Raw genomic sequence first — 25745 nt, forward strand, 5'->3', positions numbered from 1 at the left:
AGATTGTCTGATAAATTGTTAAAGAGCAAAAAAGAACGACGCGAGTCAAAATTCATATTATTTACAACGTCGCGTCGCTGTGTGTGGCGTATTATAGGGATTTCAGCCGGCTTTGCAACACCTTTTTGCAAAAAATTTTAAAATCGCGATCGAAAGACGATCTTTTCATCAGTCGAACAAAAAAGCCAAAAGTGCGGTTGTTTTTTTAAACGTTTTTTAACTGATGAAGTAGTGCCGGTAAATCCGCCACGGAATCCAATATATAATCCGCCTCCTGCACGGCCGGTTCGGTCAGCGCCTTGCCGGTTTTGACCAAAACGCTGCATTTTACGCCCGCACTTTTGCCTGCCTGCAAATCTTCCAATTTATCGCCAACCATCAGCGAGCGGGCAGGATCGATCTTTAACTCACGGATCGCCTGCAGCAGCATGCCGGCTTTGGGTTTACGGCAATCACAATCCTGTTTATAGTCGCCCTGCCCGTCAGGATGATGAGGACAATAGTAAATGCCGTCTAAATCAACGCCGCGATCCGCCAGCGACCAATCCATCCATTCGGTTAACTGCAAAAATTCCTGCTCGGAAAAATAACCGCGCGCAATCCCCGATTGATTGGTGACGACAACCAGCAAATACCCCATATCTTTCAGTTGTTTAAGCGCCTCAATACTCCCTTCGATAAATTTAAACCGATCGATCTCGTACACATAACCATAATCGACGTTCAGCGTTCCGTCCCGATCCAGAAAAATGGCTTTATTCACGTTCTATCCTTTTGAGTAATAATCAATTCGTTGCATTATGACTCAATTTTCTTCTAACTAATAGCCGAACATTATAAAAATCCGCGCAATAAATATTGACACGGCAATCTAGACGTCTAGAATACCCGTTAAACTTAAATTTAAGCAAATAAACTAAAAGGGCTTATATGATTAAGCTAAAAAATATCAGTAAAATTTTCAATGTTACGGGGAAAAAACTGACCGCACTTGATAATGTCACCCTGGAGGTACCGGCCGGTCAGATTTGCGGCGTTATCGGCGCATCCGGCGCCGGGAAAAGCACCCTTATCCGCTGCGTGAATTTATTAGAAAAACCGACTTTCGGTTCGGTGACGGTGGACGGCAAAGAACTCACCGCTCTGACTGAACACCAACTGATTCGGGAACGACGTAACATCGGCATGATTTTTCAGCATTTTAACCTGCTGAGTTCGCGTACCGTATTCGGCAATATCGCCTTACCGCTGGAATTAGAAAATACCCCGAAAGAAACCATCAACCGGAAAGTCAATGAGTTACTGGCTTTAGTCGGGCTGACCGACAAAAAAGAGGTTTATCCGGCAAATTTATCCGGCGGCCAAAAGCAGCGAGTCGCCATCGCGCGTGCGCTGGCCTGCGATCCGAAAGTGCTGCTGTGCGATGAAGCGACCAGCGCGCTGGATCCGGCCACCACGCAGGCTATTTTAAAATTATTAAAAGAAATCAACCGCACTTTAGGCATTACCATTCTTTTAATTACGCATGAAATGGATGTGGTAAAACGCATCTGCGATCAAGTTGCGGTGATTGATAACGGCAAATTGATCGAACAAGGTTCGGTCAGCGATATTTTTTCCAATCCGAAAACGGAACTGGCGCAGGAATTTATTCGTTCCACCTTTCACATCAGCCTGCCGGACGAATATCTGGAAAATCTGTCACCAACGCCGAAGCATGCAAAATCTTATCCGATTATTAAATTTGAATTTACCGGACGCTCCGTCGATGCGCCGCTGCTGTCACAGGCATCAAAACGGTTCGGCGTGGAGCTTAGCATCTTAACCTCGCAGATTGACTATGCCGGCGGCGTCAAATTCGGCTTTACCATTGCGGAAGTGGCGGGCAATGAAGATGCGATTACACAAACCAAAATTTATCTTATGGAAAATAATGTACGCGTGGAGGTTTTAGGCTATGTGGACTGAATTTAGCACCGAATTTTCACGCCAATTAACCCCGCAGGTCTGGCAATTAATCGCGATGAGTTCGTTTGAAACGGTATATATGAGCTTACTCGCCACCTTCTTCGCCGTGGCGCTGGGATTACCGTTGGGCATTATCACCTTCCTGACACAGGCGGGGCAATCGCTGGAAAACCGAAGATTGAACCGTATTTTGGAGGCGATTATCAATGTCGGGCGTTCCATTCCGTTTATTATTTTATTATTCGACTTAATGCCGGTTACCCGTTTTCTGGTCGGTACCACGCTGGGGACCACCGCGGCCATCATTCCGTTAAGTGTCGCCGCATTGCCTTTTTACGCCCGCTTAACCATTAATGCGCTGGGCGATGTGCCAAGCGGGCTCACCGAAACCGCCAAAGCCATGGGTACCAGCGTATGGCAAATGGTCACCCGGTTTTATTTGCCGGAAGCGCTGCCGATGTTAATTAAGGCCATGACCTTAACCCTCGTCACGCTTATCGGTTACTCCGCCATGGCCGGCGCCGTAGGCGGCGGCGGATTAGGAAACACCGCCATTTCTTACGGTCTGCATCGCAACATGAGCTATGTGTTGTGGGTTTCGACAATTATCATCGTATTGATCGTCATGCTCTGCGAAAGATATGGTAACAAACTCGCTGATCGCTGTGATCATCGTTAATTTATTCACCTTTATTTAGAGGACTTTTACAATGAACTTAAAAAAAGTATTAGGTATCGCAACCTTGGCATCGGTTTTTGCCCTGACGGCATGCAAAGACGAGAAAAAACCGCAAACCGCAGCGGCTGAACCAGCGAAACAGGAAGCGGCACAGAAAATTAAAGTCGGCGTGATGTCCGGCCCTGAGCATCAGGTTGCAGAAATCGCCGCGAAAATCGCAAAAGAAAAATACAATCTGGATGTGGAATTCGTGGAATTCAACGATTACGCGCTGCCTAACCCGGCGGTCAGCAAAGGCGATCTGGATATCAATGCGATGCAGCACAAACCTTATCTGGATTCAGACGTAAAAGCCAATAATCTGAACAACTTAGTGATTGTCGGCAACACCTTTGTTTATCCGCTGGCCGGTTATTCAAAAACGATTAAAAAAGTCGATGAATTACAAGACGGTGCGAAAATCGCCGTGCCGAATGATCCGAGCAACCAGGGCCGCGCCTTGATTTTATTGGAAAAACAGGGTTTGATTAAACTGAAAGACAGCAACAATTTAGCGGCCACACCGTTAGATATTGTGGAAAATCCGAAGCATCTACAGATTCAACCGGTCGATACCGCCGTTGCGGCCCGCGCGCTGGATGACGTTGATTTGGCCGTGGTGAACAACACATATGCTTCCCAAGTGGGGTTAAACACCACCGAACACGGTGTATTCGTCGAAGATAAAGATTCCCCATATGTGAACATTATCGTCGCCCGTGAAGACAACAAAGACAGCAAAGCGGTTCAGGACTTCGTAAAAGCCTATCAGACCGAAGAAGTTTATCAGGAAGCGGTAAAATTCTTTAAAGACGGTGTGGTAAAAGGCTGGTAATTTCGACCGCACTTTGACGGATACCTCCCCGCAGAAAACGGTCTGAATGCCGCTGCGGGGATTTTTTTATCGTTTTTTTCGGCTTAATCCAGCGCTTTGCCTTTTAATTCCGGAATCAGCACAAGAGTGGCGATCATATCAATGACATAAATCAACGCGAGAAACGCAATGGCAATCGAGAAAGAATAAGCGGACACGATTGCGCCCACCACTACCGGCCCGAACCCGCCGACCGCACGGCCTAAATTAAACAACACATTCTGTGCCGTCGCCCGAGCCTGTGTCGGATAGGCTTCCGCCATTAATGCGCCATAACCGCCCATCATACCGTTCACAAACATACCTAAAAACGCACCGGCAATCAGCATGGCGCTCGGCTCAGTCAGTTGTGAATAAGTCAGAATGCTGATGACCGCGCCGAGCTGAAATAAAATAAAACTCGGTTTGCGCCCGAATCTGTCCGCCAAACGGCCGAAGATCCAGATGCCGGCCATCATGCCGCATACGGTCACCGCCGTCCAGAGGCCGGATTTGGTTAAACTGAATCCCAGCTGTTTGGACAGAAAATTCGGCATCCAGATCATAATGCCGTAATAACCGAAATTCTGCACCGAAGTCAGAACCACAATGCCGGCGCTGATTTGGGCGGTGGATTTGTCTTTCACCAACAGTTTAAACGCTTCCAGCTTAGACGCTTTATGCATCTCGGTTTGAAGTGCGGTCTGTTTTTGCACAAAAACCGCCGGTTCATGCAATCTGGCACGCAAAAACCACGCTACAAAAGCCGGGAAAATACCGACTACAAACATGCCGCGCCAACCGATATAAGGCAGCAACAGCGGCGTAAGCAAAGCAGCGGCCAAAACCCCGATTTGCCAGCCCAGCGCCACATAAGACGCCGCTTTCGCGCGATGGCGTGCCGGCCAGGCTTCCGCCGCCAGCGCCATGCCGATGCCGAATTCGCCGCCCAGACCGACACCGGCGATCGTGCGGTAAATCAGCAGATCCCAGTAGCCTTGCGCCAAGGCGCATAAGCCGGTGAAAAGCGCAAATAAGACGATCGTCCAGGTTAATACCCGCACCCGTCCGTAACGATCACTCAAAGCGCCGAAAAGAATGCCGCCCGCCACTGCGCCGATTAACGTCCAAGTGACTAATGAGCCGGCCTGCGCAGGCGATAACGCCAGATCGGAGGAAATCGCAGTCAGCATAAAACCGAGAATCAGAAGATCAAACCCGTCCATGGCATAGCCGACGGCGGAACCGATTAAGGCTTTCCAGCCATAATGATTTACTTTGTCTGTCATAGAGAACCCTTTTGCTACTCACAGGTAGCGTTTAAAGTTAAATGAGAGGAGATGATTAAAAAATCGTGGCGTAGTTTAGGGGATTTCCGCTTGTTAGGCAATAAAAAACAACCCCGTATAACGAACGGGGTTGTGCGAAGGCAAACCTAAAACCGCTTGCTTATTCTACCGTTACCGCCTTTGCCAGATTACGCGGCTGATCCACATCGGTACCTTTGATTAACGCTACATGATAGGCCAGTAATTGCATCGGCACGGTATAGAAAATCGGTGCGATGATTTCATTAACGGTCGGCATAGTAATAATCTTCATCCCCGGCGCGGCGCTAAATCCGGCTTCACGGTCGGCAAACACATACAGCTGGCCACCGCGGGCGCGCACTTCCTCAATATTGGATTTCACTTTTTCCAGTAAATCATTGGTCGGCGCCACCACGATTACCGGCATATCCGCATCAATCAGTGCCAGCGGGCCGTGTTTCAGTTCGCCGGCGGCATAGGCTTCCGCATGAATATACGAAATTTCTTTTAGCTTCAGCGCCGCCTCCATAGCAATCGGATAATACTCACCGCGACCTAAAAATAGCGCGTGACTTTTCTCGGCGAAATCTTCCGCCAGTTTTTCAATATCCTGATCGAAAACCAGCGCTTTTTCAATTTCGGCCGGTACGGATTGCAACGCTTTAATGATTTCCCGCTCTTTTTCGGCAGAAATCCGCCCGTTTAATTTTCCGATGGCCGTAACTAACATTAACATCGCCGCCAGCTGAGTCGTAAAGGCTTTGGTGGACGCCACACCGATTTCTACGCCGGCGCGGGTCATAAAAGCCAGATCCGATTCGCGTACCAGCGAGGAACCGGCGACATTACAGATAGTCATCGCCGCCATATAGCCTTTTTCTTTAGCCAGACGCAGCGCCGCCAGAGTATCAGCCGTTTCGCCGGATTGCGACAGAGTCAGCAGCAAACTGTTCGGGCGGGTGACGAATTTGCGGTAACGGAACTCGGACGCAATTTCCACATCGCAACTCACGCCCGCCAACGCCTCAAACCAATAACGCGCCGTCATACCGGCGTTATAAGAGGTGCCGCAAGCCACGATTTGCACATGCTGTACGTTTTGCAAAATGTCTTTCGCCCCGTTGCCGATACTTTCCACAATCACGTTATCATGTCTGATGCGCCCTTCCATCGTATTGATAAGTGCGGTCGGTTGTTCGAAAATTTCTTTCTGCATAAAGTGGCGGAATTTGCCTTTTTCCGCCGCATCGTTTTCCAGATTGGATTCATGCACTTCACGTTCGACTTGATTACCGTCGGCATCATAAACCTGCACGGCACGGCGGGTCACTTCCGCAATATCCCCTTCTTCCAGAAAGATAAAACGACGGGTAACGCTTAATAATGCCAATTGGTCGGAGGCCAGAAAGTTTTCCCCGATACCGAATCCAATAACCAACGGGCTGCCGGAACGGGCGGCAATCAAGCGGCTCGGATCCTCGCTGTTCATCACCACCATGCCGTAAGCTCCGCTTAACTGGGCAACCACTTTTCGCACCGCTTCCAGCAGGCTTTCGGCGGTTCGCATTTCCCAGTTCACCAAATGGGCGATCACTTCCGTATCGGTCTGTGACAAAAATTCATAACCGCGTGCGGTTAATTCGGCGCGCAATTCTTCATGATTTTCGATAATGCCGTTATGTACCACGGCAAAGGTGCCGGATACATGGGGATGCGCATTGGCTTCCGACGGTTCGCCGTGTGTCGCCCAGCGGGTGTGCGCAATGCCCGTACCGCCGCTTAAAGGATGTTTTTCCACCGCTTCATCCAGCGCGTTGACTTTGCCCAAACAACGTACGCGCTGTAATTCGTGTTGTTCGTTCACTACCGCTAATCCCGCCGAATCATAGCCCCGGTATTCTAACCGGTGTAATCCGTTGATTAAGATTTCAGCCACATCGCGTTGTGCTACCGCACCGACAATACCACACATAATTTTTCCTTCATTGATTAAAAAAAGTTAATTTTATACCGCACTTACACGGATCACTTCCGTGCCGTGCGTCTCGATCGCCTGTTTGCTTGCATTGCTCAGCAAATCATCGGTAATCAAAATATCGATCTGCTGCCAGGTTAATTCCAGATTCGGCATTTTTCTGCCGATTTTATGGGATTCCACCATCACAATCACTTCGCGGGAAACCGCCGCCATCACCTGACTTAATCCCACCAGCTCATTAAAGGTGGTCGTTCCTCTTTCCAGATCGATACCGTCCGCACCGATAAATAACTGGTCGAAATTATAGGAACGCAACACCTGCTCCGCCACTTTGCCCTGAAACGATTCGGAACGCGTATCCCAGGTTCCGCCGGTCATCAGCAGAGTCGGTTCATTTTCCAGCGCCCGCAATTCCGTCGCCACCGACAAGGAGTTGGTCATCACCACCAGCCCCTGTTTTTTATTCAGTTGTTTAATCAGCGCCGCCGTGGTGCTGCCGCTGTCCACAATAATCCGATTATGATCGCGGATACGTTCCGCCGCCGCTTTGGCAATAGACAACTTTCGTTTCGAAAGCACTTCTTCCTGCGGTTCATCAATCAGTTCGTTCGGCATCAGAATCGCTCCGCCGTAACGACGCAGCAGAAAGCCGTTATTTTCCAGTGCGGTCAGATCCTTACGAATAGTGACTTCCGAGGTGTCGAACAACTGCACCAGACGTTCAACACTGACTTCGCCCTGTTCCTGCAAAAGCTGCATAATCATATGCCGGCGCTGCTGCGAATTGCGTTGCTGAAAGTTTCGTTTCATTAAAGATCCTCAGAATAAGTTTCGGTTCGAAATACTATAGAAATTTTTACCCGCTGTAAACCGATTTTTGTCGCCGCGGCTAATTTTATGCCAATAAAAAACCCTGCATCAGCGCAGGGTTTTATTAAGAAAACGTAAATATAATTATTTAACAGAATCTTTTAATGCTTTACCAGCAACGAAAGCCGGTACTTTGGACGCAGCGATTTGGATTTCGGCACCAGTTTGCGGATTACGACCTGTACGCGCTTTGCGTTCATTTACTTTGAATGTACCAAAGCCGATTAATTGTACAGGCTCACCTGCTTTTAAGCTACCCGCGATAGCGTCTAATGTAGCTTCTAATGCCGCTTTAGCTTGTTTTTTGTTTAATTCTGCTGCATTTGCAATAGCATCAATTAAATCCGTTTTGTTCATAAATTAGTACCTTCTATTTCTATTCAATTTTTTCAATAGCGTCAGGTTAAACTCCTAATGTCCTGACAGCCAGAACCACTGTAATCACAGCAGGGTAAAGCATAATCTAAGTTTTGTGTAATGCAAAGCAATATATATAAAAATTGCAATACAAGTCACATTATCGCTCAATTTCTATACCGATATTGGAGATCCCCGCCGTCCGCAGCTCATTTTTCAGGGTTAAAATCAACGTCACATCGCGTTCCTCGCAGTCATTCAGCGCGCGGTAAATCTGCCATTGCACATCCAGTTCCGCTTCAATTTCCGGCTGTTTTTTTAATTCCGGCTCGGAAAATTCGCGCTCGGTTCGGGTTTCCAGCACGCCGATAACGGTTTGCAGCGACAGCAGACTGAGCTTTACCGCCTGCGTCAGCGTCGCGCCGGCAATAATGCCGTGCAACAGCTCGGCCAATCCTTCGCAGGCATCCAGTGCGGGCACAACGCCGTAAAAATCATAATCGTTAACATCGGGAATAATCGGCGCCAGCTTTTCCAGCTGATTTTCAAAGTTGATTTTAGCCCCTTTCACGGTCAAATGTTCCCATACCAGATTTAAAATCGCCTGATAGACGCGGGCATGCGCCGGCTGGTCGGTCATCTGACAAAACAGCTGAAAATTGGGGTACATCCGCTCGCACAAACAGGCCATAAAGGTGATATGCTGCCAGCTGTCGAATTTTTCTAATCGTTTATGTATCGGATTTCGCATAAATTTCTACCGCACTTTATGATGATAAGGTTGAGAATAGCGATGCACCGCATCAACCAACACCTGCGGACTTAATACCGGCACATCCTGATGAATGCCGTGTCCCAGATTAAAGACATGACCGCTGCCGTCACCAAAATCAGCCAGAATGCGTTTTACTTCATCTTCAATCCGGGCCGGCGGGGCATACAGCACGCAAGGATCCAGATTTCCCTGCAAGGCCACTTTATGCCCGATGCGCGCTCTGGCCTCGGCCAGATTGACCGTCCAATCCAGTCCCACGGCATCACAGCCCGTCTCGGCAATCGCCTCCAGCCATAAACCGCCGCCCTTGGTAAATAACGTGACCGGCACTTTGCGCCCGTCATATTCACGCAGCAGATTATCCACAATTCGGTGCATATATTGCAGTGAAAAATCCTTGTATTCACGGTGTGCCAGCACGCCGCCCCAAGTGTCGAAAATCATCAGCGCCTGCGCGCCGGCCTTAATCTGCGCATTCAGATACAGGGTTACCGCCTGCGCCACTTTATCCAATAAACGGTGTAATAAGTGCGGTTCACAATACAACATTTTTTTGATGGTGCCGAAGGTTTTACTGCTGCCGCCTTCCACCATATAAGTCGCTAATGTCCAAGGACTGCCGGAAAAGCCGATCAGCGGCACCTCGCCGTTCAGTTCGCGGCGAATGGTACGCACGGCGTTCATCACATACTGTAGTTCCTGCTCCGGGTCGGGAATCGGCAGATTATCCACCGCATGGCGGGAGTCAATCGGACGGGCGAATTTCGGCCCTTCCCCGGCGCCGAAGCTCAGCCCCAATCCCATGGCATCGGGTATGGTCAAAATATCGGAAAACAAAATCGCAGCATCAAGTGCATAGCGACGTAAAGGCTGTAGCGTAACTTCACAGGCCAAATCGGCATGACGGCACAGCGCCATAAAATCTCCCGCCTGAGCCCGGGTGGCACGGTATTCCGGCAGATAACGCCCGGCCTGACGCATCATCCAGACCGGCGTCATATCCACGGGTTGACGCAATAATGCTCTCAAATAACGATCATTTTTCAGTATTGTCATAGTATGTTCTTGTGATATCAATGAATGCTAAGTGCGGAGAGTAACGAATCAATCCGCAGCGTGTTTACAAATATCCAGTGTGGCACGAATCAGCCTTAATGCAATCGTGCCTTCCGGCGGTAACGGCGGCAGCGCCTGATCATAACGGAACCATTGCGCATCGTACAATTCGGCTTCCTGTAAACGGATATCGCCGCTTGCGTAATCGGCTAAAAAGCCGACCATTTGTGAATTGGGAAACGCCCAGGGCTGGCTGCCGAAATAACGCACGTTTTTCACCTTGATGCCGGTTTCTTCAAACACTTCCCGATGCACGGTCTGTTCAAAGGTTTCGCCGACTTCCACAAATCCCGCCAGCGTCGTGTACATGCCGCCCCGATGCCGCTGATGATTGGCCAGCAAAATTTCCTTTCCTCGTCGCACCGCCACAATAATGGACGGGCAAATCACCGGATAAGTGCGGTATCCGCATTGCGGATTGACACATTGCACCGCCCATTCGTCTTGCGTAATCCGGGTCTCGGCGCCGCATTTGCCGCAGAATTTATGGGTCTGGAAAAAATGATTCAGTTCCGCACCACGTCCCAGCAGATTAAAAGTGCGTTCCGGTAAATAAAGCTGATCGCGCAGCGACACATATTCCTGCGGATCATCCTCCCTTTCTTCCACCAGCCACAACGGCTGCTGCTCCAGCGCACCGATAACCATGCCGTTTCGTCCCTGCAACGCAAATTCCGACGCTTTGCCGTGAGGCAGTTTATGCCCATGCAAATGCAGTGTCGAACCGCGGGTTAATAACCAGAATCCGCTGTCATCAGGTTGTATCGGTTTCATTATGCCACCTTAAAATAAACGATATTATGCAGCGCGCATCGCCCCGACAACATTCGTCATCGCGCAACGACTGCCTCATCGCGAAAATAAGTCAAAAAATAACCGCACTTTTCTGCGCGGAAAGTGCGGTTATTATAAAGTGATTCCGGCATTTTAGCGAATAAATAAAATCCGTCCGTTGCGGCGTACCGAAATCAGGCAACGGCCGAATTGCCTGCTCAGGCTACCACTGATAGCCGATACTTGCCGCCGCGCCGGTATCGCCGCGCGAGTTGGTATTCACACTGAACTTCACGCCCATTTTACCGTTATCCGATAAGCGGGAATAACCGACCGCCACGGCGCTTTCGCCGCGATAAGCCCCGGCACCGGCAGACACCATGGAACGACCCGGCAACGTGGCGTGATACAAGCCCGCCGAAGCTAACGCCCCCGCAACACCGCCGCGTAAGTCTTTATCCACTTTATTAATATGGCTGCCGAGATGATTAACCGCATGATCAAGCTGCGATTTATTTACCGCATCGCCCGGATTTACCCCCGGCGCCACATTGGTAATGGTGGCGTTGTTGACGTTCACGTTCGCTCGACCCTGTGCGTCGGTCTCCAGACCGATTTTGGTGCCGCCATGGGCGATCGAACGGATATTGTTCAGATCACCTTCGACGCTGACCTTATACGCTGAGCCGTTCGCTCCGTCCGTGGTCGTCACCTTCACGTTATTACCGGCCACCACTTTCGTTTTATTGGCTTTCAGCTGTTTCACCGTGACGGCATCATTATCGTTAACCCCTTCTTTCACATTGGAAACGGTGGTGTTTCCGGCATCAATGCCTGCTTTGGTCACGCTCGGCCCGCCCTGTACGGTCAGCCCCTCGTTGTTGACCTTGGTATCACCGATCGTCACGGATCCCGCTTTTGTCAGGTTCACATCTTTCGCCAACTGAACGCTTAAGGTATCGGAACCGTTCGCTTTTACGTTGATATTGCCGGCGGCGGCATTAAAGTTATCGGAGGCCTGTTTATCCACGCCTTCGCCGACAATGTTCACCTGCGAATTCAGCTTATGCGCATTCATCACGCCATTATTACCGGCAAATTTCAGCCCGTCATCCATGGATGCGACCTCGCGCGTCACACTGCTTCCGTCGGTATAAACGATACGCGTCGTTGATGAGCCGTCCAGCATGGTTGTGCCGTTTTGTACCTGAATCGTCGCCGACGCACCGTTTTTACCGTCCGCACCCGGCGCGCCGGTTAAGCCGATGGAACCGTCCTTACCGTTCAGCACCACGCTTGCACCGTCTTTGCCTGTTGCACCGATCACGCCGTCAACGCCGTCCGCGCCGTCACGACCGGCAATCACGCTGCCGTTACCGGAGATGCTCACGCCGTCTTTGCCGTCCGCACCTTTCACCCCGATAGCGCCGGCTTTGCCGTCTTTACCGTTCACCGATACCTCGCCGGCCAAACCGACTTCCAAGGCTTTATCCGTACCGTTGGCGGTTACGGTTACCCCGTCCTTACCTTTGATCCGGATGGTTTTGCCCAAGTCCTGCTTCACTTCGTTGCCGTTATCGTCACTCAGACCGAAACCGCCGTTGCCCTCGGCGGATGTGATATTGCTCACCGCGTCTTTCAGATCGCCGACATTCACGCCGTTATTCAGCATATCGCCCGTCGCATCGGTTAATGTCACTTTATTACCGCTGTCGTCTTTCAGACCGCTGTCCAGGCCGGTAATTTGTTTACCCGCAACATTAATGCCGTCTTTCGTCACACTCGGGCCGCCGGTAATGGTTAGGCCGTTGTTATTCACTACGGTATCGCCGACCGTGACGGAACCGTCTTTCGTCAGGTTAATATCTTTTGCCAGCTGAACGGTTAAGGTATCCGCCCCGTCTGCTTTTACATTGATATTTCCTGCCGCACCGGTAAAGTTTTCCGACGCGGCTTTATCTACACCTTCACCGACAATTTTCACTTTACTGTTCAGTTTATGTGTATTAACCACTTCATTGTTACCGGTGAAATTCAGACCGTCGTTTAACGTCGCCACTTGTTCTTTGCTGCCGTCGGCTTTCTCATACACAATACGGGTTTTACTTTCGCCGTTTGCGCCGTCATTGCCGTCCAGACCTTTCGCGCCGTTTTCAACTTTGACGCTGACTTGGCCGTCTTTACCGTCTTTGCCGTCCACGCCGTTAAACACCAGCGCGTCTTTGGTGATGGTGGTGCCGTCTTTACCGTCGGCACCTTTCACCCCGATAGTACCGTCTTTACCATCTTTGCCCTGCACGAGCACATCACCGGCCAAACCGACTTCCAAGGCTTTGGTCGCGGCATTTGCGGTTACCGCCACACCGTCTTTGCCTTTAATCTGGATAGTGTTACCCAAATCCTGTTTGATTGCGTTGCCGTTATCGTCGCTCAGACCGAATCCGCCTCCGCTCTGCGCCGAAGTGAGGTTGCTGACCGAGTCTTTCAGATCGCCGACATTCACCGCATTATTCAGCACATCGCCGCTCGCTTCGGTTAATTTCACCTTACTGCCGTCGGAGGTTTTTAATCCGCTGTCAATCTGGCTTATCTGTTTTCCGGCGCCATTAATACCGCTCTTCGTGATACTCGGGCCGCCATTGATAACCAATCCATTGTCATTTAAGGTCGAACTCCCGGTAATCACCGAGTTAAAAGTCGGATTTTCCGCAATTTTAACCACCAGTTCACCGTTTTCACTATCGACACGCACATTCGCTGAAGAGGCAAGTACCTCATTTGCCAGCGTACCGGCAACTTTTAGCGTTTGTCCCAGCTGTTTCGCAATAACCTCACCCTGATTACCGGCAAACTTCAAGCCGTCTTCTAAGGTTGCGACCTGATGCGGATTGCCGTCTTTGTCGGTATAAACGATACGGGTCAGGTTTTCGCCGGATTTGCCGTTAATCCCCGGTTTACCGTCAATAACGGTTAACGTCGCATTGGCGCCCGGTTGACCGTCCGCACCGTCGCGGCCGTTGATAGCAATTGAACCGTTGCCGTTAATCACCACACCGTCCTTACCGTCTTTACCGTTCACGCCGATAGTCCCGTCCTTGCCGTTCTTACCGCCGATAGTCAGGTTTTCATTTAACGCAAAGGTCACATTATTGTTTTCTTTCGTGATCACAATATTGCCGTCATTATTCGCTAAATCCACGGTGGCATTCGGCGCAACCTGAGAGCTGTCAGTACTGTTTACCGTTAAATTCCAACCCGCCGCAGCCGTGGCATTTACGGCGTCCAGCTGATCTTTATTCACCGCATCGGTGCCGTTTACCCCCGGTGCGACGTTTGTGATCACTTTATTTCCGGCATTTATACCGCTCTTTGTGATACTCGGGCCGTTTGTAATGATTAAGCCGTTATTAGTCAGTACGGAATCGCCGATAGTCACCGAACCTGTTGCAGTCAGATTAAGATTTTTCGCCAGCTGAACGGTTAAAGTATCCGAGCCGTTAGCCTGTACATTGATATTACCCGCTGCACTAGTAAAGTTTTCCGACGCAGCTTTATCCACTCCCTCACCCAATACTTTTACTTTCGTATTCAGTTTGTGAGCATTAACCACCTCATTATTACCGGTAAAGTTCAGACCGTCGTTTAAGGTCGCAACGGTTTCTTTCTCACCGTTCGGTTTTTCGTACACAATACGGGTTTTGCTTTCGCCGTTCGCGCCGTCATTGCCGTCCAGACCTTTCGCACCGTTTACCACGCTAATATTCGCTGAGGCACCGTCACTACCGTCCGCACCTTTCGGACCGGTTAAGCCGATCGAACCGTCTTTACCGTTCAACACCACGCTGGCGCCGTCTTTACCGCGCGCACCGATCAGACCATCAACGCCGTCCGCGCCGTCACGACCGGCAATCACAGTGCCATTACCGGAGATATTCACACCGTCTTTACCGTCCGCCCCTTTCACGCCGATAGCGCCGTCTTTGCCGTCCTTACCGCTTACGGATACTTCACCGGCTAACGCCACTTCCAGCGCCTTATTCGCAACATCGGCGGTTACCGTTACGCCATCTTTACCTTTAATCTGGATAGTTTTACCCAAATCTTGTTTGACTGCGTTGCCGTTATCGTCGGTCAGACCGAAGCCGCCGTTACCGTCCGCTGAAGTAATATCACTGACCGCATCTTTCAGATCGCCAACATTCACACCGTTATTCAGCATATCGCCGCTGGCATTAGCCAATGCCACTTTGTTGTTATCGCCGTCTTTCAGCCCGCTGTCCAGATTGGTAATTTGTTTATTATTAACGTTAATACCGTCTTTCGTGACACTCGGACCGTTATGAATGCTTAAGCCGCTATCGCTTAATACCGAATCGCCGGTCGTCACAGTGGTAAAGGTCGGGTTCTCCGCGATTTTAACCACTAACTTACCGCCTTCACTATCGATACGAATATTTTGCGCTGAAGCCGCCGCGCTGTTTGCTAACGCCCCCACAACCTCCAAGGTCTCACCTAACTGTTTCGCTATCGTGTCACCCTGATTACCGGCAAACTTCAGGCCGTCTTCCAAAGTTGCGACCTGATGCGGATTGCCGTTTTTGTCGGTATAAACGATACGGGTCAGGTTTTCGCCGTCTTTGCCGCTAATGTCCGGCTTACCGTTTTGCACCGTAATATTCGCCGACGCGCTTGTACCGTCACTACCCGGCAAACCGGTTAAACCGATAGTACCGTTCGCACCATCCAGACCGATTTTACCGTCCTGACCGGCTTTGCCGCCGATAGTTAATGCGTCATTCAGCCCGAAGAGCACATTATTATCTTTTTTACTGATAACAATATTGCCGTCGTTATTCGCCAAATCCACGGTGGCATTCGGCGCAACCTTAGAGCTGTCGGTACTGTTTACCGTTAAATTCCAGCCCGCTGCAGCCGTGGCATTTACGGCGTCCAGCTGATCTTTATTCACCGCATCAGTGCCGTTTACCCCCGGTGCGACATTTGTGATCACTTTATTTCCGGCATTTATACCGCTCTTTGTGATACTCGGGCCGTTTGCAATAGTTAAGCCGTTATCGCTTAACGTCGCATCTCCGGTCGTTACGGTGGTAAAGGTCGGGTTTGCCGTAGTTGCGATACTTATCGTATTACCCGTTTGGGTAAGATTAATATTGCTACCGCCATCAAGCGTCACGACAGCACCCATGCCCACTTTTGACTCGGATTTACCGGTGGTATTGCCCGATGTAGTAAGCATCCAGCCTTTAGCCACTTCCGTATTTAAGTTGGTCACATTCTGGTTAGTTTGATGTAACTGGCTACCGTTTACCGCGTCTGTTGAGCTTGCCGATACTTCACCGGCTGCGACATTGGTGATTTTCTTATCACCGGCATTAATACCATCCGCAGTAACCTTGATATCACCGACGGTCAAACCGGTTCCGTTTAAAACATTACCGCCCGCAATCACACTACTTACACTAATATTATCCGCCAGACTTAACTGCACACCACCGTTAATGGTTTCACTGACGATATTGTTATTGCCTGCCGTCACATTTAATGTATCGCCCAACTGGTATTGTTTAGCTGTCGTACCGTTACCGAATTTAATCCCTTTTGCGATATTTTCCGCGTTTTTGCTAATATTTTGCGTATTTTGCGCAATATTCTGCGTATTGGTCGCAACATTTGAGTTGGTTGTATTCAACCCGTCATTTAAGGTTTGAATCGCGTTTGTATTATTCGTGATATTTTGTGTATTGTTTGCCACAGTCGCGTTTGTCGCGTTTAGACCGTCTTTTACGGTATTAATCGCATTGGCATTATTGGTGATATTTGCCGAATTATTCGCCACATTTGCATTAGTGGCATTCAGCTGACTTAAATTCACCGCATCATTATCTGAAGTACCGTTAGACACATTGGTGATCTTCTGATTGCCGGCATCAATACCTGTTGCGGCAACTTTAACATCACCGACGGTCAAACCGGTTTCGTTTAAGACATTATCGCCAGTAGTCACACTATCTACGGTAATGTTTTTCGCTAATGATAAACTGACACCATTTTTTGTTGTGGTACTAATAATATTATTGTCACCGGCAACGGCTAACTCATCGCCTAAAGCATAAGTATTATTGGTCGTACCATTACCAAATTTAATTCCTTTATCGACCGCACTTTTCGCATCCACACCTTTTGTGATATCCGCTTTCGTTGCCGACGATAAATCAACCGCATATTCGGTCATATTATTGGCTTTTTCCGTTGCCGTGATAGTTATTGCCTCCGAGGCATTAACCACTGTCGCCGCATTGGCATCTACCGTGTAAGTCGTTGTGCCGTTTGCCGCTACTTCCGACGTAATATGGGTATTATTACCCGCATTTAATGCAATTTTTGACGCCGTCAGCTGTGCTATCGTTGCCGCATCATTCGGATTTGTGCCATTGGCAAGATTGGTGATCGTTTTATTCCCCGCATCAATACCTGTTGTCGCAACTTTAACATCACCGACGGTCAAACCGGTTCCGTTTAAGACATTACCGCCGGCAGCCACGCTATCTACGGTAATATTTTTCGCTAACGATAAACCGACGCCCTTCTCTGTTGTGGCACTGACAATATTACTATCGCCGACAACCGCCAATTCACTGCCTAAAGCATAGGTATTATTGGTCGTACCGTTACCGAATTTGATCCCTTTTGCGATATCTTCTGCGTTTTTGCTAATATTTTGCGTATTTTGCGTAATATTCTGCGTATTGGTCGCAACACTCGCATTGGTTGTGTTCAACCCGTCATTTAAGGTTTGAATCGCGTTTGTATTATTCGTGATATTTTGCGTATTGTTTGCCACAGTCACGTTTGTAGCATTCAAACCGTCTTTTACGGTATTAATCGCATTGGTATTACTGGTGATATTCTGGGTATTATTCGCCACATTAGCATTAGTTGCATTCAGCTGGCTTAAATTCACTGCATCATTATCTGACGTACCGTTAGCTACATTCGCGATCTTCTGATTGCCGGCATCAATACCTGTTGTCGCAACTTTAACATCACCGACGCTCAAACCTGTTTCGTTTAAGACATTACCGCCCGCAGTCACGCTACCTACACTAATATTATCCGCTAGACTTAACTGCACACCACCATCAATGGTTTTACTGACAATATTGTCGTTTCCTGCCGTAACATTTAATGTATCGCCCAACTGGTATTGTTTAGCTTCCGTACCATTACCGAAGTTAATGCCTTTAGCGATATTTTCTGCGTTTTTGCTAATATTTTGCGTATTTTGCGTAATATTCTGCGTATTATTTGTCACATTGACATTGGTCGCATTTAAGTCATTTCTCACAGTATTGATCGCATTGGTATTATTGGTGATATTTGCCGAATTATTCGCCACATTTGCATTAGTTGCATTCAGCTGGCTTAAATTCACCGCATCGGTATCTGACGTACCATTAGACACATTGGTGATCTTGTGACTGCCGGCATCAATACCTGTTGCTGCAACTTTAACATCACCAACGGTCAAACCGGTTTCGTTTAAGACATTATCGCCAGTAGTCACACTATCTACGGTAATGTTTTTCGCTAATGATAAACTGACACCATTTTTTGTTGTGGTACTAATAATATTGCTGTCACCGGCAACGGCTAACTCATCGCCTAAAGCATAAGTATTATTGGTCGTACCATTACCGAATTTAATTCCTTTATCGACCGCACTTTTCGCCTCCACACCTTTTGTGATATCCGCTTTCGTTGCCGACGATAAATCAACCGCATATTCGGTTACATTATTGGCTTTTTCCGTTGCCGTGATAGTTATTGCCTCCGAGGCATTAACCACTGTCGCCGCATTGGCATCTACCGTGTAAGTCGTTGTGCCGTTTGCCGCTACTTCCGACGTAATATGGGTATTATTACCCGCATTTAATGCAATTTTTGACGCCGTCAGCTGTGCTATCGTTGCCGCATCATTCGGATTTGTGCCATTGGCAAGATTGGTGATCGTTTTATTCCCCGCATCAATACCTGTTGTCGCAACTTTAACATCACCGACGGTCAAACCGGTTCCGTTTAAGACATTACCGCCGGCAGCCACGCTATCTACGGTAATATTTTTCGCTAACGATAAACCGACGCCCTTCTCTGTTGTGGCACTGACAATATTACTATCGCCGACAACCGCCAATTCACTGCCTAAAGCATAGGTATTATTGGTCGTACCATTACCGAATTTAATCCCTTTTGCGATATCTTCTGCGTTTTTGCTGATACTCTGTGCATTCTGCGCAATATTCTGCGTATTATTTGTCACATTAGCATTAGTTGCATTCAGCTGACTTACATTCACCGCATCATTATCTGACGTACCGTTAGACACATTGGTGATCTTCTGATTCCCGGCATCAATCCCGCTTGTCGTTATACTCGGACCATTGTGAATAACCAATCCACTATGATTCAGCAGCGAATCGCCAATGGTTATTGAACCGGCATCACTTAAATTTAACGTATTATTTAAATTAATTGCGATCTTGCCATCAGTCACTGCGGTATTCAGGTTATCATTACCACCCACAACCTCGACTTTTTCACCTAACGATTTTGTGACATTTAACCCATCCTGAGCCTGCAAACCAAAACCGCCACTAACTTGTGTAGTTAAATTAGTGATAGTTTGATTAGTGGCATTTAACTGACTTAAATTCACCGCGTCATTATCTGACGTACCATTAGACACATTGGTGATCTTGTGATTGCCAGCATCAATACCTGTTGTCAAGACTTTAACATCACCGACGCTCAAACCGGTTTCGTTTAAAACATTACCGCCCGCAGTCACGCTACTTACACTAATATTATCCGCCAAACTTAACTGTACACCACCGTCAATGGTTTCACTAACGATATTGTTATTGCCTGCCGTGACATTTAATGTATCGCCCAACTGGTATTGTCTTGATTCTGTGCCGTTACCAAATCGAATTCCTTTTGCAATATTCTGCGTATTGGTCGCAACACTCGCATTGGTTGTGTTCAACCCGTCATTTAAGGTTTGAATCGCGTTTGTATTATTCGTGATATTTTGTGTATTGTTTGCCACAGTCACGTTTGTAGCATTCAAACCGTCTTTTACGGTATTAATCGTATTGGTATTATTGGTGATATTCTGTGCATTATTCGCCACATTAGCATTAGTTGCATTCAGCTGACTTACATTCACCGCATCATTATCCGACGTGCCGTTGGCTACATTAGTAATTGTTTTATTACCTGCATCAATGCCACTAGCAGTGATGCTGACATCACCAACCGTTAAACCTGTTGTGTTAAATACATTACCGCCGGCAGCCACACTATCTACGGTAATATTTTTCGCTAACGATAAACTCACGCCATTTTCTGTTGTGGTACTAATAATATTGCTGTCACCAGCAACGGCTAATTCACTACCCAAAGCATAAGTATGGTTAGTGGTTCCGTTACCGAATTTAATCCCTTTTGCGATATTTTCTGCATTTTTACTAATATTCTGAGCATTATTGCTCACGTTCGTATTAGTTGCATTTAACTCGTTTTTCACGGTATTGATCGCATTGGTATTATTGGTGATATTCTGTGCATTATTCGCCACATTAGCATTGGTTGCATTCAGCTGACTTACATTCACCGCATCGGTATCTGACGTACCGTTAGCTACATTCGCGATCTTCTGATTGCCGGCATCAATACCTGTTGTCGCAACTTTAACATCACCGACGCTCAAACCTGTTTCGTTTAAGACATTACCGCCCGCAGTCACGCTACCTACACTAATATTATCCGCTAAACTTAACTTCACACCACCGTTAATGGTTTCACTGACGATATTGTTATTGCCTGCCGTGACATTTAATGTATCGCCCAACTGGTATTGTTTAGCTTCCGTGCCATTACCGAAGTTAATGCCTTTTGCAATATTCTGTGCATTTTGCGCAATATTCTGCGTATTATTTGTCACGTTGACATTGGTCGCAGTTAAGTCATTTTTCACAGTATTAATCGCATTGGTATTATTGGTGATATTCTGGGTATTATTCGCCACATTAGCATTAGTTGCATTCAACTGGCTTAAATTCACCGCATCATTATCCGACATGCCGTTGGCCACATTAGTGATCTTCTGATTACCGGCATCAATACCGTCAGATGTAATTGTGACATCACCGACAGTTAATCCCGTCGTATTAAATACATTACCACCGGCAGTCACACTATCTACAGTAATATTTTTCGCTAACGATAAACTCACGCCATTTTCTGTTGTGGTACTAATAATATTGCTGTCACCGGCAACGGTTAATTCACTACCCAAAGCATAAGTATGATTAGTGGTACCGTTACCGAATTTAATGCCTTTTGCGATATTGTCCGCATTTTTACTAATATTCTGAGTATTATTGCTCACGTTCGTATTAGTCGCATTTAAGTCATTTTTCACAGTGTTGATCGCATTGGTGTTATTGGTGATATTTACCGTGTTATTTGCCACCGTAGCATTTGTCGTATTCAGCCCATCATTTAGTGTTTTAATCGCATTAGCGTTATTAGTAATATTCGCCGAATTATTCGCCACATTAGCATTGGTTGCATTCAGCTGGCTTAAATTCACCGCATCGGTATCCAACGTGCCGTTAGATACATTGCTGATCTTCTGATCGCCGGCGTTAATACCTGTCGGTGTGATTTTTACACCGCCGACAGTCAAACCGGTTGCGTTTAACAGGTTACCGCCCGCATTAAGCGTGGTGACATTCGCTGTGGTAAACGTGACATTATCGGTAGTCGATACTTTAATATCGCCGTTCGTTTCAGCCGTAATATTAATGTTCTTACCGTCAATGAAATTTAATGTATTATTCATCTGATCAACAGTTTTCGCCGTTTGTCCGTCAACTTGCGCCGTCCAGGACTGCAACGCCGTATCCGCCTTGGCTAAGGAATTGTTGGCACTTTCGGTGAGGCTAACTACGTAATCCGTCACCTTGCCGTTAACCGTACCGGTGACATTGACTTTATCGCTGCCGGTCACGGTGGTGGTTTTCTCAGAATCATTAATTGCTTTTGCCACTTGTTGTGCGGTCGCAAAAGTATCGCCGTTTTTCACCGCACTTACTGTGCCGTCGGTGGCGACAGCGAGATCAGATTGATTCACGGAATAGGTTACTGTTGCAGTACTGCCGGTAGAATCGACGGAAACATTCGCCGTGGTGCCCGTACCGTTGGCGAAATTCACATTATCGCCGGAACGCACCACCTCTTTTTGCACAGCATTCTCCTGAATGTTCCATGCGGCGGCAGCTGACGCATCGGAAACCGCCGCTTTCAATTGCGCAACGTTAACCGCATCGCTATCCGCCGAGCCGGCCGCCACATTAATAATCTGCCGTTTTATCTCCGACGAACCGACACTGACCGCACCGCGGGATGCTTTAGTATTATTAATTGCTGCTTTTTGTGCTTCATCCGCCGTGGCCGGAATATAAGGTGAATAGCCGGCGGCATCCCAAGAATTTCGATCCGCGACACTTCCGCTGCCGAGCGCCACACCATTTTGCACCGTCACCGACGCATTAGCCCCTAACGCCGTACCGTTGAGACCGTCACCGGAAACGGTACTGCCGTTACCAATCGCAATACCATAATTTTTAGACACATTACTGCCGTGTCCGATTGCAACGGCGCTCACCGCGTTGTCAGTCACATTACTTAACGAACCCAACGCCACGGAATATTGTCCGTTAACCGTAATATTATCCCCCACGGCAACCGCATTGCCGACAGACACCCGGCTATCCGAACCGACCGCCACGGTACTTTGTCCGGTGCTGGTAACATTGGTGTTATTACCAATAGCGATTGAACCTTGCTGCGCTCCGGTCACACTGGCATTATTACCTAACGCGATCGAGCTGATTCCGGTAACATTTGACTGTTGCCCGATAGCAATCGCGCCGTTATTGGCGGATGTGCCTACGGCAGAACCATTACCGATCGCAATACCGCCTTGTGCGGCCTCCACTTTACTGGCGTTACCGATGGCAATCGCACTGCTGGTAACGCTATTTCCGATCGTGGCACCCCGTCCTACCGCCAGACTGTCTTGTCCGCCCTGAATCGTGGACGAATCGCCGATCGCAGTATTATTAGCTTTGGCAGAGTCGGTAATTGTAGAATTATTGCCCAGTGCAATACCTGAATTCGCCACACTTGCAATCGTGCTGTTTTTACCGATGGCAATGGAATCCGCCGATTTTGCGCCGTCATTGTTATAGTTATTTCCACCAGTGCTGTTAACGCTGAAATAATGTACGCCGCTATTTGCGGATACATTGTCAATTTTCGTATTCAAAAGGCTGGCGACACTATAAAGCTGGCTGCCGTTAATGGCATCCGTACTGGTTGCAGAAATTAAGCCCGGCGCAACATTCTGCACACGACGGGTGGCACTCGCACTGCCGACACTGACAACGCCGGCAACCATCTCACCGCCGGCAAAGTTAAGTGTTTGCCCGCTGATGACGGAGCTGTCGGAGGTGTAGGATTTATTAATCCCTTTGGTAGTGGACGTTTCGGCAACATAAGCACTGCCGCTGCCCAGAAAAACGGAATCGGCCGTCGTTGTAGTCACATTATTGCCTAACACAAAGACATCATGGGTTTTAGCCGCACCGGCAACGTTATTGTTATTCCCGATGATCGCAACCCCGCTGGCATTGGCAACATTATTATTATGACCGAGAATATTCACGCCGCTGGCGACTTTATTATTTTGATCCGTGCCTGATATGGTATTTTTCACCCCGATCGCGACAGACTCATCGCCGGTAACATTCGTGTTGTAACCAATTGCAATCGCAGGCACTTCCGTATTGGCGTCATTATTGCCGCCTTGCGCCACCACGTTAGTCCCGATAGCGATATCTTTAACATTGCCCGATGTCACATTATAACCGGCGGCTAAAGAATAAGACCCGTTTGCGACCGAAACGGAACCCAGCGCCAAAGAATCATCACCCTTTGCACTGGATCTTGCACCGACCACCGTTGAATTGGCACCCAACGCCGTCGTATTATAGCCGACCGCGGTTGTCCGGTTTGTCAGTGCCGATGCCATAGCACCGATAGCCGTGGCTTCAATATTATTCGTGCTATTTATTAAAGATAAATTTGTTGTCCCCGACGTACTATTGCCATACCCCGCCATGGCGCCAATCCCGATTGCGGTAGAGCCCTGACTTAACGCCTGCGCATGCACCCCGACCACCACGGAACCTGTGCCGCTTGAAACCGATTGGCGGTACTTCTCGTTTACCCCGTCACGAAAATAACCGGGCGAAGAACTGATATTAAAGGTATAAACGTTATTGGAATCATCGCCGCCGATGACAATTGCGCCCCATTCGGCCGTAAACGCATCATTACCGATTGCCATAGATTGTTGCGCATTGGCAGAGGCATTCGCCCCCAGCGCAAGCGCCTGTATGCCGGTGGCGGTCGCATTGGCACCGATCGCGGTCGCACCGTTGGTATTTGTGCCATCACTGGTTGCAGTGGCATTAAAACCAAGGGCAATATCGGACACCCCGTTACTAAGTGCATTCACGCCGATCGCTGTCGAGTTCACGCCTTTTGCGGTGGAATTGTAGCCCATAGCAATCGCATTCAGCTGTTGGGTTTTGGCAAGGCTACCGATGGCAATAGAATCTTTAACCGACGCGCCGGCACTGAAACCCAATGCAAGCGCCCCCGTTCCACTGGTTGAGGTATTGGTGCCGATAGCAATAGAATCATTATTGCGTGTTGTGGAATTAGCACCAATCGCAATAGAATTAGTACCGCCAGCGGTAGCCGTACCGGTATTATAAGGATACAAATTTCGCATAGTATCCATTGATATTGCGGCATTGACGCTCGATGAGAATGAAATTAAAGAAAAAGCGACCGCACTTAATTGACCGGCGAAGCGGAATACCGATAGGCGGCTTTTGGCTCCGTCAGAAACGGATGATTTAATTTTACCGCGATTATTTGCCAATTCGGAGACCACAACAAAACTTTGCGTAGTATGATTCCAGATAACTTTAAAAACTTTATTCATAAATACATTCCTTTAAATTCAATAAACAAAATAAGCGCTTCCCTTTATTTCAAAGGGTATGTACGTTAATAAAAATGAGAAAAAAAGATTAACTGCGTGACAAATATCACTCGATAAAAACAATGCAATTCACTAATTCATATACCAAACAATGAACGATTTTTTTAATATCTTAATTCGCGAGAATAAATCGCCATTTAAGTCAGATTTAAAAATCCGACTTAAATGGCGATTTAACCTAAAATTAATACCGAAGATATTCCTTTACTGATTAATGTTAATTTATCCAAACCGTTTAAACGATTTATAATAAATAACCACTTTCCTTAACAAAAAACGTAAATAATTTTCCGTTTACAATAAAAAACCACTTTAAATATATTCATTGAAAATACATTTATAAGTGGCTGTTTACCTAAACGTCATAATATGTAACACCTTAATACAAAACAACATAACTTGTATAAAACATACGATATTTACAATGTATTAGAATAGGTTCGCGCCAGTGCGCCAGTGCGCCAGTGCGCCAGTGCGCCAGTGCGCCAGTGCGCCAGTGCGCCAGTGCGCCAGTGCGCCAGTGAAATATAATTGAATTAAAACTTTTGTCAATACCGGGTTCTACTTAATTCGAGTTACATACACAATTCTTTACCAAACTTTACATAAACTGACATTTATTTAATGTATTTTTTATCTTTAATATATTCTCTTAAAAAATTCCAGTATGCCGTTTATTATTTTATATCAAACTGATTGATACTTCATTTGAATAAAATAATCCATATGAAAATAATTTTTATCAGCACGTTTACCTGCCTATTTTTTTAAATTTAATATTTTGTTACATAAAAAAACCGCA

At 47.6% G+C, this 25745-nt stretch carries 12 protein-coding genes; 3 read left to right on the forward strand and 9 right to left on the reverse strand.

What is annotated here, in order from left to right; genetic code table 11:
• Positions 1–205 precede the first annotated feature (205 nt).
• On the reverse strand, positions 206–763 hold the full coding sequence (gene gmhB, locus ACESOH_RS11005; protein ID WP_373101201.1) for a D-glycero-beta-D-manno-heptose 1,7-bisphosphate 7-phosphatase: 558 nt from the start codon (positions 761–763) through the stop codon (positions 206–208).
• 167 nt (positions 764–930) lie between these two features.
• Here gmhB and metN point away from each other — a divergent pair, with 167 nt between their 5' ends.
• From metN to ACESOH_RS11020, 3 genes are read left to right on the forward strand one after another with little or no spacing between them, the layout of a single operon-like run.
• Positions 931–1968 carry a methionine ABC transporter ATP-binding protein MetN gene (gene metN, locus ACESOH_RS11010; protein ID WP_373101203.1) on the forward strand — a complete coding sequence of 346 codons (1038 nt, stop codon included), beginning with the start codon at positions 931–933 and terminating at the stop codon, positions 1966–1968.
• Complete coding sequence (locus ACESOH_RS11015) at positions 1958–2647, forward strand: methionine ABC transporter permease (RefSeq protein WP_373101205.1); 690 nt, start codon at positions 1958–1960, stop codon at positions 2645–2647. The genes metN and ACESOH_RS11015 overlap by 11 nt, the downstream gene beginning before the upstream one ends.
• 31 nt (positions 2648–2678) lie before the next feature.
• A complete protein-coding gene (locus tag ACESOH_RS11020) occupies positions 2679–3521 on the forward strand; it encodes a MetQ/NlpA family lipoprotein (protein WP_373101207.1) in 843 nt (280 codons plus the stop codon).
• Between the two features lie 83 nt (positions 3522–3604).
• Here ACESOH_RS11020 and ACESOH_RS11025 read toward each other — a convergent pair whose 3' ends face one another.
• The 8 genes from ACESOH_RS11025 to ACESOH_RS11060 form a co-directional block, all read right to left on the reverse strand.
• Positions 3605–4828, reverse strand: a complete 1224-nt coding sequence (locus tag ACESOH_RS11025; RefSeq protein WP_373101208.1) for an MFS transporter — start codon at positions 4826–4828, stop codon at positions 3605–3607.
• Positions 4829–4988: 160 nt separating this feature from the next.
• Positions 4989–6821 (reverse strand): glutamine--fructose-6-phosphate transaminase (isomerizing), encoded by a 1833-nt coding sequence (gene glmS, locus ACESOH_RS11030; RefSeq protein ID WP_373101209.1) that lies wholly within the window; start codon positions 6819–6821, stop codon positions 4989–4991.
• Positions 6822–6854: 33 nt separating this feature from the next.
• Positions 6855–7637 carry a DeoR/GlpR family DNA-binding transcription regulator gene (locus ACESOH_RS11035; protein WP_373101210.1) on the reverse strand — a complete coding sequence of 261 codons (783 nt, stop codon included), beginning with the start codon at positions 7635–7637 and terminating at the stop codon, positions 6855–6857.
• 144 nt (positions 7638–7781) lie between these two features.
• On the reverse strand, positions 7782–8054 hold the full coding sequence (gene hbs / locus ACESOH_RS11040; protein ID WP_032093757.1) for a non-specific DNA-binding protein Hbs: 273 nt from the start codon (positions 8052–8054) through the stop codon (positions 7782–7784).
• A 160-nt stretch (positions 8055–8214) separates the two neighbouring features.
• On the reverse strand, positions 8215–8805 hold the full coding sequence (locus tag ACESOH_RS11045; protein ID WP_373101211.1) for a YjaG family protein: 591 nt from the start codon (positions 8803–8805) through the stop codon (positions 8215–8217).
• A gap of 6 nt (positions 8806–8811) precedes the next feature.
• On the reverse strand, positions 8812–9885 hold the full coding sequence (gene hemE, locus ACESOH_RS11050; RefSeq protein ID WP_373101212.1) for a uroporphyrinogen decarboxylase: 1074 nt from the start codon (positions 9883–9885) through the stop codon (positions 8812–8814).
• A 48-nt stretch (positions 9886–9933) separates the two neighbouring features.
• Positions 9934–10719 carry an NAD(+) diphosphatase gene (gene nudC / locus ACESOH_RS11055; RefSeq protein WP_373101213.1) on the reverse strand — a complete coding sequence of 262 codons (786 nt, stop codon included), beginning with the start codon at positions 10717–10719 and terminating at the stop codon, positions 9934–9936.
• 223 nt (positions 10720–10942) lie between these two features.
• Entirely contained in the window at positions 10943–24883 is a 13941-nt protein-coding gene (locus ACESOH_RS11060) for a YadA-like family protein (protein ID WP_373101214.1), read from the reverse strand.
• Between the last annotated feature and the right edge of the window lie 862 nt (positions 24884–25745).

Source organism: Necropsobacter rosorum (assembly GCF_964241405.1).
GTDB classification, from domain to species: domain Bacteria; phylum Pseudomonadota; class Gammaproteobacteria; order Enterobacterales; family Pasteurellaceae; genus Necropsobacter; species Necropsobacter rosorum.